Source organism: Sphingomonas canadensis (assembly GCF_026013525.1).
Classification (GTDB): Bacteria; Pseudomonadota; Alphaproteobacteria; order Sphingomonadales; family Sphingomonadaceae; genus Sphingomonas; species Sphingomonas canadensis.
This window is the reverse complement of record NZ_JAPDRA010000012.1, coordinates 104,943-119,785: the sequence shown is the minus strand read 5'-3', so window position 1 is coordinate 119,785 and position 14,843 is coordinate 104,943. Positions and strand designations below refer to the sequence as shown.

Genomic DNA, 14,843 nt, shown 5'->3' with positions numbered 1-14,843 from the left:
CGACCTCACACATCCCTGGGGTTCATGACACCGACCGAATTTGCTTCATCGGCCGGGGTTAACCCCGGCCGATGAAGCGCCAGATCTCTCCTTCTGGCCGGATACAAATCGGGACCAGGGTCAGAAGCGCATTGCGCAAGGCGAAAAACATCGGAAGGCCGGTCGGCTCCCCCGAATGGCTCGCCGATATGGAGGCAAATACCGGCCTCACCCTTCGCTCAGAAACGGGGACCGAAGCCCAAATCTCAGGCCTGCCATGAAACTACCTGACCGAGTCCGCGTACAAAATTCCCACTCGATATGAATTTTCTGGCACTTCTGATGGTATCAAAATCACGGACTGACCTATTATCGTGTAAATACAATTACGTAATCTCATACCTCGATTCCCGTAGATGTCACCATTGATTTCAATGACTTAGCTACATCAGTAACCCGCGCGTCAAATATCCATCAAATATCTTCGTGCGGATGTCTGCGCTCTCGCGCGGACATATTCCGTGCTTGCACTGCGCGACGACAAGGCCCCGGCCGGCGATTCGCGGACGCGCGCGGATGACGGACATCGGGCCGACAGAGGACTGGCTGCTTTTGGCTATGAAACAGCAGAAGCGGACATCGACCAGTTCGGATCCGCCCCTTCACCTGAGATCAAAATCCCGTGTACCGTCAACGAGACGGTTGCGGCACGTTCAGTCTGCGAGCCGGTTGTCCCGTCGGAACCACTCGACATAGCGGGCGACGCAATAGGTGTTGAGCGCGGTGTGCGTGTCCTGTTCCCAGCCCGATCGATGCGCGCCCGGCGGCATGGCCGCCAGGAGGCTACGAAGGCGGGAGAAGTCGATCATCACGGCCAGCGACGGAGATTGCTGCATTCGCTCGAGATCGGCGAGTAGCGCCGGGCGCGCGCGGTCGATCGCGGGCTGGAAATCGGGAAAGGGATCATCATTGGCGCGGCCGCGGCGCTGAAACTCAGCGGGATAGACGTCCTGGAGCGCGGTCCGCGCGAGGTGCCGACTATGGCCATCGCGGACGTGCAGATCCGGGGGAATAGCCAAAGCGAGTTCCACCACCCGACGGTCGTGAAACGGACGGCTGAGCGTGAGGCCATGGCGCGCAAAGCCTGACGCGCTGCCGCTGCTGCGCCGCACCAGATCAATCGCCCAGCATAGCCCGCCGCGCCCTTTACGATCGAGCGGCGTACTTCCCGCCGTCTCGACAAAGCCGCGCTGCACCGGCAGTTGCGCGCGTTGTCGCGCTGCGGCCCAGCGCCGCAGCCGCGCCGGCAGCAAGTGCGGCACAACATCATGCCGGACCAGCGAGGCGATTGAGCGGTTGGAGGTGCGGCGCGCGGCGAGCAGTTCGCGCGCAAATCGCCGATACTCACCAACCGCCAGCCAGCGGGCGAGCGCGTGCCGCCCGCGCGGGTTGAGCGTATAGTCACCCCCATGCCCGTCCATCGCCAGCCGCGCGCCCCCCGACGCCAGTTCGGCGCATAGGGCCGCGTCCACCGGGTCATAGACCGATGGCAGCGTCTGCCGTTCGGTCAGCCGGCGTTGAATATCGGCGATCGGGTCCAGGCCGTCGCGCGTTACCCGCCGGATGTCCAGCCAGGGCATGTCACGCGCGCACAGGTCAACCCAGCGCCCGGCATGGCGGATCGTCCCGGAATAATCGGACGGCATGACCGACGCTGCAGCGACAAGCCGCTGCCCGGATCGCTCGAGCGGGTCGCGCGCCAGTCCCGCGATCGCACTGCTGTCGAAACCGCCGCTGAGCAACAGGCCAGGCGGCTTCTCCAGCCCATCCAGCCGTGTTGCCACCGCGTCACCCAAAATCGCCCGATAGGCCTCGACATAATAGGACTCGTCGCGCCCGATATGCGCCGAAGATGCATGCGGCTCCCAATAGGCGCGAAGTTCGGGTTCGCGCCCCGGCTGGGCGATCAGCAGATGGCCGCCGGGAAGACTGTCGATTCCGGTGAACAGCGTCGCGCCGGGAGTGGCGGTGAAATCCTGGGTCAGCGCGTTGCATAGCATCGAATCTTCAAGCGCGCGGGGCACCTCGCTCAGCGCCCATAGCCCTGGCACATCGGGCGCAAAGGCGAGCAGGTCGCGCCCGACATGATAGAACAGGTCGCGCTGTCCCATCGGGTCGCGGGCGAGCACCAGACGGCGGCGGCGTTCGTCCCAGATCGCGACCACGAAATCGCCGAGCAGGTGCGATACGAAGTCCTCGCCCCAGCGCAGCCACGCACGCAGGATCAGCGCGCTGTCGGTCATCCGCGCCAGCTCGGCAGGTGCGATGTCAATCGCTGCGCCCAGCCCGGCGCGGTCGTCGAGCCGGGCCGACGCGACCAGCGTTATGCCGGCTTGCGCGTCGCTGATCGGTACGCCGTCGATCCGGTCGATCGCGCGCAGCGGCGCGTGACAGATGCCAACGCCCAGTTCGCCCAGCGTCTCGCTGCGGCACCCTGACGGGGCGAGCGGAGCGAGCTGCCGCGCCATCCGCGCCATGTCGCGGGGCGAAGCCGCGGCACCATCGCGCCGCAACAGGCCGAAAATCCCCGCCACCCCGGATCAGGCCTCTTCGACCGTGACCAGCCCGCGCGCCTCCATCTTGTCGACGAACGCCTCGACCTCGGCCCGGCAGGTCCCTGCATCAACCTCGAACGCATCGACCAGCGCGGCGCAGATATCGCCCACCGCCCGCGGCGCCTCGATCAGCCGCCAGATGTGCGCGCCCATCGCGTTGAGCCCGACATAGATACCACGTTCGATGTTCATCATCATCAGCTCGTCGCCCAACTCGCTGCTGATCCAATCCCGGCCTTGTCCGATCACGCGCATTCCCGTCTCCGTTCTGTGAGTGGATAGCCAAGCCGCACCATCATCGCCGCGTGTGCCGCCTCGACCCGATCGGCTTGGGTCGGCGTCAGTTCGTCGCGCCAACCGCCCGCCGCGCCGCGCCGGAAGAAGCGGGTCGCCAGTTGCGGCCGTGGCGCCTCGCCAAAGCCGAGCCGTTGCTCCTGGTCCTGCACCCGCCCGAACCGCGCGAACTCCGCCGCGCGCGCACATTGCGCCGCGCTGGCATCCACCCCGAAAAAGGCGAGTGCGCGCGCCAACGCGCCCCCGGCATCGGCCTGCAGATCCTCATACCGGATCAGGTGGACGGGTATCTCGCGCTGATCGAGCCAGCTCGCCTGAAACCCGCTCCAGTCGGTCAGCGTCTGGCGCAGTTGCGTCGGCTGGCCGTCACGCGGCTCGGCAAAGCGCGCTGCGGGATCGGCCATGAAGCCGATTGCGGCGTCGCATGGCGATGCGTTGTGATGCGCCAGCGACGCGACGATGTCGCGCGGATCGCGCACGATCAGGATCGCGCCCGCCGCCGCATCCGCGCCGGCCAGCATCGCTTCTCCCGCCGCATTGTGCGTCCACGCATCATGCGTCTTGACGAAGATCGTGTCGTCGATCCCGGCGGCACCCTCATCCTCCTCAGGATCGTCGATCCGTGCCATCGCGCGATAGGCGGCGGGGCGGAGCAGGTCGCACTCGTCGGGGGTCAGCAGGCCGGAGGCGAGCAGTGTGACGCGGTCGAACGGTGCGCGGGCGCTGGCCAGCGCGGGTTCGGTCGGCAGGCGATTGATGTCGGCGGGCCGATCGGCGCGCAAATTCGCGAGCAGCAGCCGCAGCCAAGTATTGCCCGACTTGGGATAGGACGCGAGCCAGATGCGCCGCTTCATGCCGCCCGCTCCACGCCCAGCTCCAGTGCGCGCCAGTGCGACTTCAGCGTCACGACGGCATCGGGCAGCGCGGCGAAGTCGAGCGGCCGGGCCAGGATATGGATCCCGACATCGCGCACCAGCCGCGTCGCCGCCTCGAAATAGAGCGCGCGCTGATCCATCTCGCGCACCAGCAACGGGCGATAGGCGTTGCGCCGGATCAGCAGCGCCGCATCGACGCTGTTGGACGCATGCAGCCCCGGCGCGAACGGCGCGCGCGCCTCGCGCAGCGCATAGATCGCGCCGATCCGTAACGGCCGGGCGGTCACCGCGCGCGGCGCCACGTAGAACTTGCGGATCGCGCTGCGCACCTGCGCACCGCGGCGCGCGGCGATCCCCAGCCCTTCGGTCGCGTCCTCCCACAGCCGCATCTGGCGGCCATCGGGATGGACCAGCGGCGCAGCCCCCTCGCGCAGCTCGATCCGGCAGAAGTCGTCGGCGACCAGATCATGCCCGGCCTCGCACAAGACAGCCGCCAACGTCGACTTGCCTTCGCCCGACGGGCCACAGAACAGCACTGCGTGATCGCCGACCCGCACCGCGCTGGCATGCAGCACGATCGCGCGCCGCTGATGCAGCAGGATGCCGATGCCGGTGCCGGTCAGGAAGATCGCCACCTCTTCCGGCGCGGCGCCCGGCTCGACCGCATAGATCAGCGTGTCGCCGCCGCGCATCATCATCCGCACCACTCCGGGAATGCCGAGCACGATGCTGTCGTGTGCCAGATACCAGTTCGGCCCGATGAGCCGCGCGTTTGCGATCTGCGCGGGCACCTCGCCCGCGCGGACGACGATATCTGCCGGATCGGCGCACTCGATCTCAGTAAAACTGGGCAACGCGATATCGCTCGTCACGGTCAGGCCGGAGACTCGATACCACCTCATCGCCGCGCCCGGCGCACGTACGAAAGACTAAACATTATCATTATATCTAAGTATGTTATGCTGCATTTTTCTGAAGTTTTTGGTTGACGCGATCGTCGCAATTGCGCAGGATCGCCTCCGACACAAGCTGGAGGGCGTGAACCATGTCGAATCGCGAACGAGCACCGGAAACCGATACTGCGCCGCGTCGCGCGCGTTGGACTACGCCGGACCTGATCGAGGCGGAGATCGCGTCGGGGACGCAAAAGTCCTACTCGTCCACCGTCGACCTTTACGTGCCCACGTTCAACCGCACCCTCGGCCCGTCCTGAGGCGAGGCGCGGCGTCGATTGGCCGATACAGACCCGTTCCACTTGCATGCTGATCCCGTCCCGTGCGGCGCGTGCTCCGTGGGCGCGCACCGCTGCTGGACGCAGCCCATAAACTCGGGTTAATCCTGTCGAGAAATGCCGATTTCGGCACTTCCCATACAGGTTTGGTATGCATCCGATCGACGCGCGTACGCTGGAAATATTTCGCACCGTTGCCGAAACCGGCTCTGCGACCCGCGCTGCGGAACGACTGAATTCGACCCAGCCGAGCATTACCCGCGCGGTCGGCGCGTTCGAGAAGCAATGCGGTTTCAAACTGTTCGAGCGCGGTCGGTACGGGATGACACTGACCGAGGCGGGCAGCGCATTGCTGGAATCAGTCGATCGCAGCTTCGCCGGCCTCAACATGGTGCAGGAGGCGATCGGGCAGTTGCGGCTGGGCCTGCCCGGCACGCTGCGCACCGTGGCGATCCCCGTCGTCGCGGAAGGGGCGCTGTGCGACCTGCTTGCCGAGTTCGCCCGCGCTCATCCGCGCGTTGCGATTAACATCAAGTCCGCCCATCCGCAGACCGTCGTCAACGACATCCTGACCGGCGAGGTCGATCTCGGCGCGATCATCGGCGCGCCGCCCCAGGGGTTCGATCTGGCGGCGCGAGTGATCGGCGAACGGCGGATGAAGATCGCAGTTCCGGCGGACCATCGTCTGGCTAACCGCGACCGCATCCATTTCCGCGAACTGCATGGCGAGCAGTTCGTGATGATGGTTCAGCCGCACAATATCCGCCTCGCGGTCGAAACGATGATGAACGATTTCGGCGTCCGCCCGTCGATCGCGCATGAGGTATCGACCCAGCGCACCGTGGTCGAACTCGCGCGCCGGACGGGGGCGATCGGCTTTGCCGATGACGAGGTGATCGATTCGGTCTCACGCAGCGACGTGATGGCAATCGAACTCGACCCGCCGACGCGCTGGAACATCAACCTCATCTATCGCCGCGACCGCAAGCAATCACCGGTCTGCGAGACGTTTCTGCAGTGGCTGGACGCCCGTTGATCCGGGGCCCCTTCGCGCCGGCAGCTCAAGGGTAGCACCTTGGCTTGGCGATTCGTGGGCCGGCAATTTCAACCAGCTGGAATCGTTTTCAGTTGAGCGGCACCGCCGGCCGGAGTCGAGGTCTCTGCGTTGTAAACATAGTGTCCACCCTGTCCGCTTCCGTCACGCCGGGATCCAGCCGCTCCGTTCAGTCCGCGATTTCGTAATTCTTGCCGAAATCGGGGGGCGGCGGGCCGTCGGCGGACCAAAGGAACATACCGTCCTTCTTGGTCCATTCCTGCGCCTCCCACGGGCAGTCGGCCGGCACGAAATCCATATCGTAGAAATATTCGGCCATCCCGTTCCAGGGATCGCGGAAATAATGGAAATAGTTGGAGCCGACGCCATGGCGGCCGGGGCCCCAGGCATGGCGGTATCCCTTGGCGAAGAGCCGGGTCGCCGCGACCTCCGCCTCGTCGATCCCGCCCATTTCGAAGCTGGCGTGATGGAAGCCCGGCGCCTCGGACTTCAGCAGCGCCAGCACATGATGGTCGGCGTCGCCCGGCGTGCGCATGAAGGCGGCATAGCCGTCGACGATCCGATCGCTGAGCCGGAAGCCGAGCACCGAGCAGTAAAAGGCCGACTGGGCGAACACATCCTTCGCGAACAGGATGAAATGGCCCATGCGCCGCGGCACCGGCTTGATGTCGAAGGGCGGGCAGCCCTTCTCGCCCAGACGCTCCGTCAGCCCGGGACGGTTGATGCGCGGCGCGGCCGCCTCGACGCGCCACGGCGCGGCCTCGGCCACCTGGACGTTGACCAGCGTGCCCTCGGGATCGCGGAACCAGATGCCGCCCGGTGCGCCTTTCAGCGGCGGATCGAGCAGGTCGATCCGCTTTTCGGCGAGCCGCCCCTCAATCTCTGCCAGTCCGGCGGGCGTCGTACCGAGCGAGAAATAGGCAAGCTTGCGCCGCTGCCCGGTCTCGATCAGCACGATCTGGTCCTGCGCGCGCCCGAAACAGCGCATCGCAACATGATCGGGCCGGTCGACAGTCTCCAGCCCGAACGTCTCGTAGAAATCGGTGCCCGCCTTCATCTCAGGGATCCCGAACGCGATATGCTGCAGCGACGTGATCATGGCCTTATCCTCTCCCGGAACGGTGGACCCTGCGGCCCGCCCGCTCGTCAAGCCGCGAGTTTCGCCGCGGCACGCGCAACCAGTTCCCCCTGATGCCGGGCGCCCTCCAGTTCGTTCGCGCTCGGCTGGCGCTCGCCCTTCGCCCCGGCGATGGTGGTGGCGCCATAGGGCGATCCGCCCGACACCTCGTCGATGCGGAGCTGGCCCTGGAAACTGTAGGGCAGGCCGACGATCACCATCCCCAGGTGCAACATGTTAGTGATCAGCGCGAACAGCGTGGTTTCCTGTCCGCCATGCTGGCTCGCGCTCGACGCGAACGCCGCGCCGACCTTGCCGTTCAGCGTTCCGCGCGCCCAAAGGCCGCCCGTCTGGTCGAGAAACGCCGCCATCTGCGCGGGCAGCCGGCCATATCGCGTGGGGGCGCCGATCACGATCGCGTCATATTCCGCCATCTCGTCTACCGTGCAGACCGGCGCCGGCTGATCGGTCCTGATCTGCTTGGCGGCGATCATCTCCGGCGGCGCCGTCTCGGGAACGCGCTTGACGACGGCCTCGCCGCCGCCGCGCGCCACGCCCTCGGCGATCGCGCCCGCCATCGCCTCGATATGGCCGTGGCTCGAATAATAGAGCACCAGCACTCGCGCCATCGCCCCCTCCCCTATGCCTGCGCCGCGGCGGCAGCGGTGGCGATGCCCATGCCGGCGTTCCATTCGGAAATGGCGTGATAATAGACGAAGCGGTGGTCGCCAGGCCCCGCCGCGTGCATCGCCGCATAGGCCGCGACCCAGGTCCGCACCTCATGCCCGCCGCAACCCGCGATCGCGGTCAGCGCGTCGTCGCCCGTCGCGAGGATCGGCGCGAAATCGCCCTCCGCCATCTGCGCCATGAAGGCGCGGTCCCAGTCGGGATTGAGCGGCAGCGCATCGCCCTCCCCGCGCGCCAGCTTGCGGGCGAGCTCGAAATTGGCCTGCTCGCGCGCCTTGAGCGCCTCCTGGCTCGGATTGCGGCCGGCGATCAGCATCTCGGCGACGTGCGGCGGCGCATTGCCGATCCGCGGGATCGGCGGATCGTGCGAAAGCCCCCCCGACCCGACGATCAGCACGCGCTTGCCCAGCCCCGCGGCCCAGCGCCCCACCTGATGCCCCAGTTCGCGAACGCGCCGGATGCTGGGCAGCGGCGGGCCGGCGCAATTGATGTGGATCGGGATCGTCGGATAGGTGCGCACGCTGCCGGTGAGCAGCACGGGGACCTGCGAGAAACCGTGATCGACGCGCATCCGGTACGACATCGCCACATCGACATCATTGGCGTGGAGATGCTCCACGCATTGCAGCGCCAGCGCCTCTGGTACGTCGTAATCGCCCTCGCCGATGCCATAGTCGCCGATTGCGGTGGCGCGGATACCCACGGTGAAGGGCGGCAGCATATCGTAGAAGAAGCCGCGGAAATGATCGGGGCTGAATATGATCAGCAGTTCGGGATCATAGGCGCGGACCTCCTCGCCGAGCCGGCCGAAGGTGCCGCGCACCTCCTGCTCCACCTCGGGCGGCGCCTCGACATGGTCCATCAGCGGGGTGTGCGAAGCGCAGAGCAGCCGGATCGTCATCGCGCCTTCAGCCCGCCACCGGAGCCAGCGCGGCGTGGCGCGCGACGAAGTCAATGTGCAGCCGGTTGAAGGTATCGGCCTTCTCCCACTGCGGCCAGTGCGCGCAATCGTCCATCACCACCAGCGGCTCGGCATGGGGGATGGCGGCGACGAAACGCTCGCCGGTCGCCACCGGCGCGGTAGGATCGTGATCGGTCCAGATCACCAGCGTCGGCGCCGCGATGCGCGAAAGCCCCTCTTCGGAAAGGACGTTGCGCATCCGGATATCCATGTTCTGGAGGCACAGGATATGCTCCATCGCCTTCAGAAAGCCGGGCTGGGTGTAGATTGCGAGCCGCAGTTCGACGAGGTCATCGGTGACGCGCTTCGGATCGTTCATCAGCCATTCCAGCCGCGCGCGAACCGTTTCCGGGCTCGCTTCCGCCACCGCCTTCATTGTCACCGCATAAACGCGCTCCATCACCTTGGGATCGGTGTTGAGCCCGCCTGCGGTGTTAAGCGTCAGCGAGGCCGTCCGGCCCGGATGGTCGATCGCGAACTGCGCCGCGATCCAGCCGCCGAGCGATTCGCCATGGACATGAATGCGCTCCAGCCCGAGCGCGTCGCAGAAATCGAGCAGGTGGCGCACATAGTGGCGGATCTCGTAATCATGATCGGGCTTGTCGGTGTAGCCATGGCCGATCATGTCGAGCGCGATCGTGCGCCAATGTTCACCATGCGGCAGCAGGTTGCGCGTGAACGCCTCCAGATGTCCGCCGGTGCCGGGAATGAATACCACCGCTTCGCGCGCATTCGCGTCGCCCGTCTCGACATAGCGGGTGCGGATCGGCCCCGCCTGGACATAGCCCAGCCGCACGGTGCCCTTCGCGATCTCCGGCCACAGGAACATGGTCATCCTCTCGTGATTCGATGAGCATTCTAGCATGCAAGCATGCTTTGTAAACGGGCTGATCGCGTTCGGGACGCGAGACGTCACATATCGGCGGCACTTTGCGACGTAGCGATGCGGCGGCGCCGGCAAGGGCGGCACGCAAGCCGGGGCCACCCCTGCCCGCGCTTGCATACTAGCCGCAAACACGAATAGGAAGGGATGCCCGTACACGGGCCCAAGTGCGTCACGAAGCTGGGAAACGGACCCGATGAACAAGAAGGACGAGGTCTACGACCTGCTGGTGAAACGTCTGATCGGGGCCCATTATGCTTTCGGTCAGCGCCTGTCGGTGAAGGAGCTCTCGTCCGACACGGGTGCGAGCCGCCAGCCGATCATGGCCGCGCTCAACCGGCTTTCGGCCGAGGGATTCGTGCGCATCATCCCCCAGGTCGGCTGCGAGGTAGTAAAGCCCGATCGCGACCAAATCGCTGATTTCTATCTGATGTTCGAGCGGATGGAGGGGCTTCTCGCCGAACTGGCGGCGGCGCGGCGCACCGACGACCAGCTCCGCCGCCTGCGCGACCTCCAGGCGCGGATCGCCGCGATCGATTTCGCGGGCGCGGAGGGCCCGGAAGACTATTCAGAGCTCAACCGCGGCTTCCACCAACTCATCCACGACATGGCGCAATCCCCCTTTGTCGACGAGCGCCAGAACAGCAATTTCAACATGTCGGACTTCTTCATCAACCAGGCCGGCGGCTTCGACGTGTTCATGGTCGATGCCGCGCGCGAGCATGAGAGCATCATCGATGCCATCGCCTCGCGCTCGCCCGGCCGTGCCCGCGCGCTGGCGGAGGCACATATCGCCGGCATCGCCCAGCATGTCATGGCCGGGCTCAACTAACATCCTTGCATGCAAGTTCCCGTTGGCGTAGAACCATCCCACGGAAGGGGCCGCGAGTCGCCGGTCCCGCATGATGCGAGCGCAACATAGGCGCCGCGGGAGAGGATCGGGTGGTGGCAACGGCTACGGTCTCCGGCTCGAAATATGATGCCCGGGCGCTACGCGAGAAATACCTTGCCGAGCGCGACAAGCGCCTGCGCCGCGACGGCGAGGCGCAGTATCTGGAAGCAGCCGGCGATTTCGCGGATTTTGTCGAGGACCCCTATGTGGAGCCCGGCTTCACCCGCGACGCGATCGTCGAGGATGTCGACCTGCTGATCGTCGGCGGCGGCTTCGGCGGATTGCTGACCGCGGCGGAGGCGGTCAAGCGCGGGATCGACAGCTTCCGTATTGTCGAACTGGCGGGCGATTTCGGCGGCACCTGGTACTGGAACCGATACCCCGGGGTGCGCTGCGACATCGAGGCGTATATCTACATGCCGCTGATCGAGGAGGTCGGCACCGTTCCCACCGAACGCTATGCGGTGGGCGGCGAGATCTTCGAGCATGCCCGCGCCATCGGCCGCCATTTCGGCCTTTACGATCATGCGCTGTTCCAGACCAAGGTCGAGCGAATGGCCTGGGACGAGGCAGCGGGCCGCTGGATCGTCGAGACCAGCCGCGGAGACACGATCCGCGCGCGCTTCGTCTCGGTAAGCCAGGGGCCGCTCGCCAAGGTGAAACTGCCCGGCATCCCGGGCATCCGCGAGTTCAAGGGGCGCATGTTCCATTCCGCGCGCTGGGACTATGCCTATACCGGCGGCGATCCGTCAGGCGGGCTCACCGGGCTTGCCGGCAAGACCGTCGGCATCATCGGCACGGGCGCGACGGCGGTGCAGATCGCGCCGAAGGTCGCCCCCTATGCGAAGCGGCTCTACATATTCCAGCGCACGCCCTCCGCAGTCGATATCCGCGACAATTCCACCACGGACGCGGACTGGCTGAAGCACCAGCCCAGCGGCTGGCAGCGCGAGCGGATGGAGAATTTCCTCGCGATCGTCTCGGGCGCACATGTCGACAGGAATCTGGTCAACGATCGCTGGGGCGACCTCTGGATGCGTTTCGGCGAGCTGATGCAGACCGAATTCCAGGCGGGCGGCGCCCTGACCCCCGGCGACATGATGCAGCGCGCCGATTATGAGAAGATGGAGGCGATCCGCCGCCGCGTCGCCGAGACGATCGACGATCCCGAACAGGCGGCGCGGCTGATGCCCTGGTATAATTTCCTGTGCAAGCGGCCGCTCTATAGCGACGAATATCTGCCGGTGTTCAATCGTCCGAACGTCTCGCTGATCGATACCGACGGCAGGGGCGTGGAGCGGCTCACCGAGAACGGCCTCGTCGCGAACGATCAGGAATTCGCGGTCGATCTGATCATCTTCGCCACCGGCTTCGATGTCGGCGCGCCCCCGCACAAGGTGGGCGAATATGAGGTAACGGGCCGCAGGGGAATCACGCTGGACGACAAGTGGCGGCACCTGCGCACACTGCACGGCACCCAGTTCAGCGGCTTCCCCAATCTGCATGTCGTTGGCGGCACCGCGCAGGGGACCACGGCGTTCAATTTCACCCATACGTTGCTGATGCAGGCCGAACACGCGGTCGACATCGTCGGCTGGTGCCTGGCGCACGGGGTGAAGGCGATGGAGGTGACGCCCGAGGCCGAGGAGCGCTGGCACGACCTGATCGAGGCCAAGCATGTCGACCATCAGCAATTCTATGAGGAATGCACGCCCGGCTTCCTCAACAACGAGGGCAATTTCCGCGACAAGCCGACCTATATCGGCGGCACCTATGGCGGCGGCCCGCTAGAATATGAGCAGATCATCCGCGAATGGCGCCGGGACCGGATCCAGGACGATACGGTCGTGACCCCGCTAGACTGACGAATCGCCCGTAGCCCCCGCAGAACCGGTGGCCGGGCGACAACAGGCCGAAAAAGGCCCAAAACTAACATGCTAGAATGGCTTTAGGGAGGAGAAGCAACATGAGGACCCACTCCGGTGCCCTGCGGGGTTTGCTGGCGGCGAGCGCCACGGTGATTGCGCTGTCCGGCGCGCGGCCGGCGCTGGCGCAGGAAGATCCTGCGCCCGCCCAGACGGCGCAGGACGACGGCTATGGCCTGGGCGAAATCGTGGTCACCGCGCAGAAGCGCGAAAGCTCGCTGCAGGACACGCCGGTCGCGATCAGCGCGTTTTCGGGAGCCGATATCGCCGAGCGCGGCATCACCAACATGTCGAACCTCCAATCCTATGTTCCCAATCTGAACGTCGGTTCCGAACAGGACGGCGTGAAGATCTCGCTGCGCGGCATCGGGCTTCAGGGCACCACTTCGATCTCAGACTCGGGCGTGGCCTTCTATGTCGACAATTTCTATGTCGGCCGCCCCTCGGGCGGGAACGCGACCTTCTTCGACATCGACCGGATCGAGGTGCTGCGCGGGCCGCAGGGCACGCTCTATGGCCGCAACGCCACGGGCGGCGTCGTCAACGTGATCTCGAAGGCGCCCGCCCAGGATATCGAGGGCGAGGTGGGCGCGAGCTATGGCTCGCGCGAGCATGTCGAACTGCGCGGCATGCTTAACCTGCCGATCGCTCCCGATGTCGCGGCACTGCGCGTCTCCGCCGTCTGGTCGCGCGAGGACGGCTATGTGAAGAACATCTCCACCGTTCCCGGCACCAGCGACGGATATGGCTCCGACGGCGACATCGCGTTGCGGGGCCAGTTGCTGCTCGGCCGGCCGGACGTGATCGAGGTACTGCTGTTCGGCAGCTATCTGAAGCAGAACGGCACCGGCATCCCGATGAAGTTCCTCGAGCGCAATATCGGCGGCCCGCCGCCCACCCAGGCGCTGCTGGCGACGATCCCGCCGGAAAATCCCGATCCGCTGATCATCAACAACAACGCGCCTGCCTCGAACGACGTCGAGAACAAGACGGTCTTCGCCAAGGCGACCAAGGATTTCGGCGGCGTTGAGGCGGTGCTCCAGATCGGCAAGATGTGGCAGACCAGCGATCTCTACCAGGATTTCGACGGCTCGCCGGTCGATGTCTCGCGCTTCCGCAAATATGAAGACGGCGACGCCTCGAGCGCCGAATTCCGGCTCGCCTCGACCGGCGGCGGCCCGTTTAGCTGGATCGTCGGCGCATATTACTACAAGGACAGCACCTATATCCTGCGCAACGTGAAGCTGAACGGCCTCACGCCCGGCGGCATGATCAGCCTGCCCGACTTCATCCTCGACGAGACCGGCGCCAGCCGCACTATCGCGGGTTTCGGATCGGCGACCTATGCGATCCTGCCCGAGTTCCGCGTCACCGCGGGCGCGCGCTACACCGACGATCGCAAGTCGGGCACCAAGGTGACACGCGGCAATTTCGGCCAGCCCTTCCCGCCCGACATCCCCAACGCCCAGTTCACCGGCATCGCGAATTTCGACAAGTTCAACTGGAAGCTCGGGCTGGAATGGGACGCGGCGCCAGACGTACTCGTCTATTCCAGCGTCTCGACCGGCTACAAGGCGGGCGGGTTCAACATCTCGTCGGACGCCTCGCCCTATGGCCCGGAGAACATCACCGCCTATGAATTCGGCATCAAGTCCGACTTCTGGGATCGCCGCGCGCGGGTGAATCTCGACAGCTTCTACTATGATTACAAGGATATGCAGCTCACCACGCTCGGCACCTTCGGGCCGAGCAACGCGCCTGGCCAGTTCACGGTCAACGCGGGCAAGAGCCGCATCTACGGCATCGAGCTCGACACCCAGTTCAAGGTAACGCGCGAGCTGCTGCTGACGGCGTCCTATGCGTTCACCGACGCCAAGTTCAGCGCACTCGTCAACAGGGACCCGCGCACCAACATCCTGCGCGATCTGAGCGGTAACGTCGTACCCTATGTTTCGAAGCACACGATCAATCTGGGCGGACAATATGAGGCCAACCTGGGATCGTCGGGATCGATCACCTTCGCCGCCAACTACAACTGGCATTCGAAGAAATACCTGCGCGAGTTCAACGATCCGGTGATTGATCTGGTGCCGTCGAATGGCCGCACCGACGTGACCGTGACCTACAAGGTCGCAGACACGGGCCTGCGGATCACAGCGTTCGTCACCGATCTCGAAAACGATGTGGAGAAGACCAACATCTATATCAGCCCGGGCTTCATCGGGCTGAGCGCAGTCACCTCCTACACCAAGCCGCGCACCTGGGGCATCCGGGCAGACTTCAGCTTCTGAACGACCTGCGAAAGGGGGAGGAAGGGCGCTGACGGCCGG

13 protein-coding genes are annotated in these 14,843 nt (G+C 65.4%); 5 read left to right on the top strand and 8 right to left on the bottom strand.

What is annotated here, in order from left to right:
- Positions 1-692 precede the first annotated feature (692 nt).
- The 4 genes from OM513_RS18970 to OM513_RS18955 form a co-directional block, all read right to left on the bottom strand.
- Positions 693-2,516, bottom strand: a complete 1,824-nt coding sequence (locus OM513_RS18970; protein ID WP_264946345.1) for an asparagine synthetase B family protein — start codon at positions 2,514-2,516, stop codon at positions 693-695.
- 63 nt (positions 2,517-2,579) lie between these two features.
- Complete coding sequence (locus tag OM513_RS18965; protein WP_264946344.1) at positions 2,580-2,849, bottom strand: PqqD family protein; 270 nt, start codon at positions 2,847-2,849, stop codon at positions 2,580-2,582.
- Positions 2,840-3,742 (bottom strand): sulfotransferase domain-containing protein, encoded by a 903-nt coding sequence (locus OM513_RS18960; RefSeq protein WP_264946343.1) that lies wholly within the window; start codon positions 3,740-3,742, stop codon positions 2,840-2,842. Before OM513_RS18960 ends, OM513_RS18965 begins: the two co-directional genes overlap by 10 nt.
- Complete coding sequence (locus OM513_RS18955) at positions 3,739-4,665, bottom strand: HPr kinase/phosphorylase (protein WP_264946342.1); 927 nt, start codon at positions 4,663-4,665, stop codon at positions 3,739-3,741. Before OM513_RS18955 ends, OM513_RS18960 begins: the two co-directional genes overlap by 4 nt.
- A gap of 143 nt (positions 4,666-4,808) precedes the next feature.
- Here OM513_RS18955 and OM513_RS18950 point away from each other — a divergent pair, with 143 nt between their 5' ends.
- On the top strand, positions 4,809-4,976 hold the full coding sequence (locus OM513_RS18950; protein WP_264946341.1) for a hypothetical protein: 168 nt from the start codon (positions 4,809-4,811) through the stop codon (positions 4,974-4,976).
- Between the two features lie 169 nt (positions 4,977-5,145).
- The gene (locus tag OM513_RS18945) at positions 5,146-6,030 is read left to right on the top strand and encodes a LysR family transcriptional regulator (protein ID WP_264946340.1); all 885 of its coding nucleotides are present in this window, start codon (positions 5,146-5,148) and stop codon (positions 6,028-6,030) included.
- A 187-nt stretch (positions 6,031-6,217) separates the two neighbouring features.
- Here the strand turns inward: OM513_RS18945 and OM513_RS18940 are convergent, their stop codons facing one another.
- From OM513_RS18940 to OM513_RS18925, 4 genes are read right to left on the bottom strand one after another with little or no spacing between them, the layout of a single operon-like run.
- Entirely contained in the window at positions 6,218-7,147 is a 930-nt protein-coding gene (locus OM513_RS18940; protein WP_264946339.1) for a VOC family protein, read from the bottom strand.
- 47 nt (positions 7,148-7,194) lie between these two features.
- The gene (gene wrbA / locus OM513_RS18935) at positions 7,195-7,794 is read right to left on the bottom strand and encodes an NAD(P)H:quinone oxidoreductase (protein WP_264946338.1); all 600 of its coding nucleotides are present in this window, start codon (positions 7,792-7,794) and stop codon (positions 7,195-7,197) included.
- A gap of 11 nt (positions 7,795-7,805) precedes the next feature.
- Positions 7,806-8,753 (bottom strand): 3-carboxyethylcatechol 2,3-dioxygenase, encoded by a 948-nt coding sequence (locus tag OM513_RS18930; RefSeq protein WP_264946337.1) that lies wholly within the window; start codon positions 8,751-8,753, stop codon positions 7,806-7,808.
- Positions 8,754-8,760: 7 nt separating this feature from the next.
- On the bottom strand, positions 8,761-9,648 hold the full coding sequence (locus tag OM513_RS18925) for an alpha/beta fold hydrolase (protein WP_264946336.1): 888 nt from the start codon (positions 9,646-9,648) through the stop codon (positions 8,761-8,763).
- 244 nt (positions 9,649-9,892) lie between these two features.
- On the opposite strand from OM513_RS18925, the gene OM513_RS18920 reads away from it, so the two are divergent.
- The 3 genes from OM513_RS18920 to OM513_RS18910 all read left to right on the top strand — a co-directional run bounded on the left by OM513_RS18920 (position 9,893) and on the right by OM513_RS18910 (position 14,804).
- Positions 9,893-10,528, top strand: coding sequence for a GntR family transcriptional regulator (locus OM513_RS18920; protein WP_264946335.1), 636 nt, complete (start codon positions 9,893-9,895; stop codon positions 10,526-10,528).
- Positions 10,529-10,641: 113 nt separating this feature from the next.
- Entirely contained in the window at positions 10,642-12,453 is a 1,812-nt protein-coding gene (locus OM513_RS18915; RefSeq protein ID WP_264946334.1) for a flavin-containing monooxygenase, read from the top strand.
- 101 nt (positions 12,454-12,554) lie between these two features.
- Positions 12,555-14,804, top strand: a complete 2,250-nt coding sequence (locus OM513_RS18910) for a TonB-dependent receptor (protein ID WP_264946333.1) — start codon at positions 12,555-12,557, stop codon at positions 14,802-14,804.
- Positions 14,805-14,843: the final 39 nt, after the last annotated feature.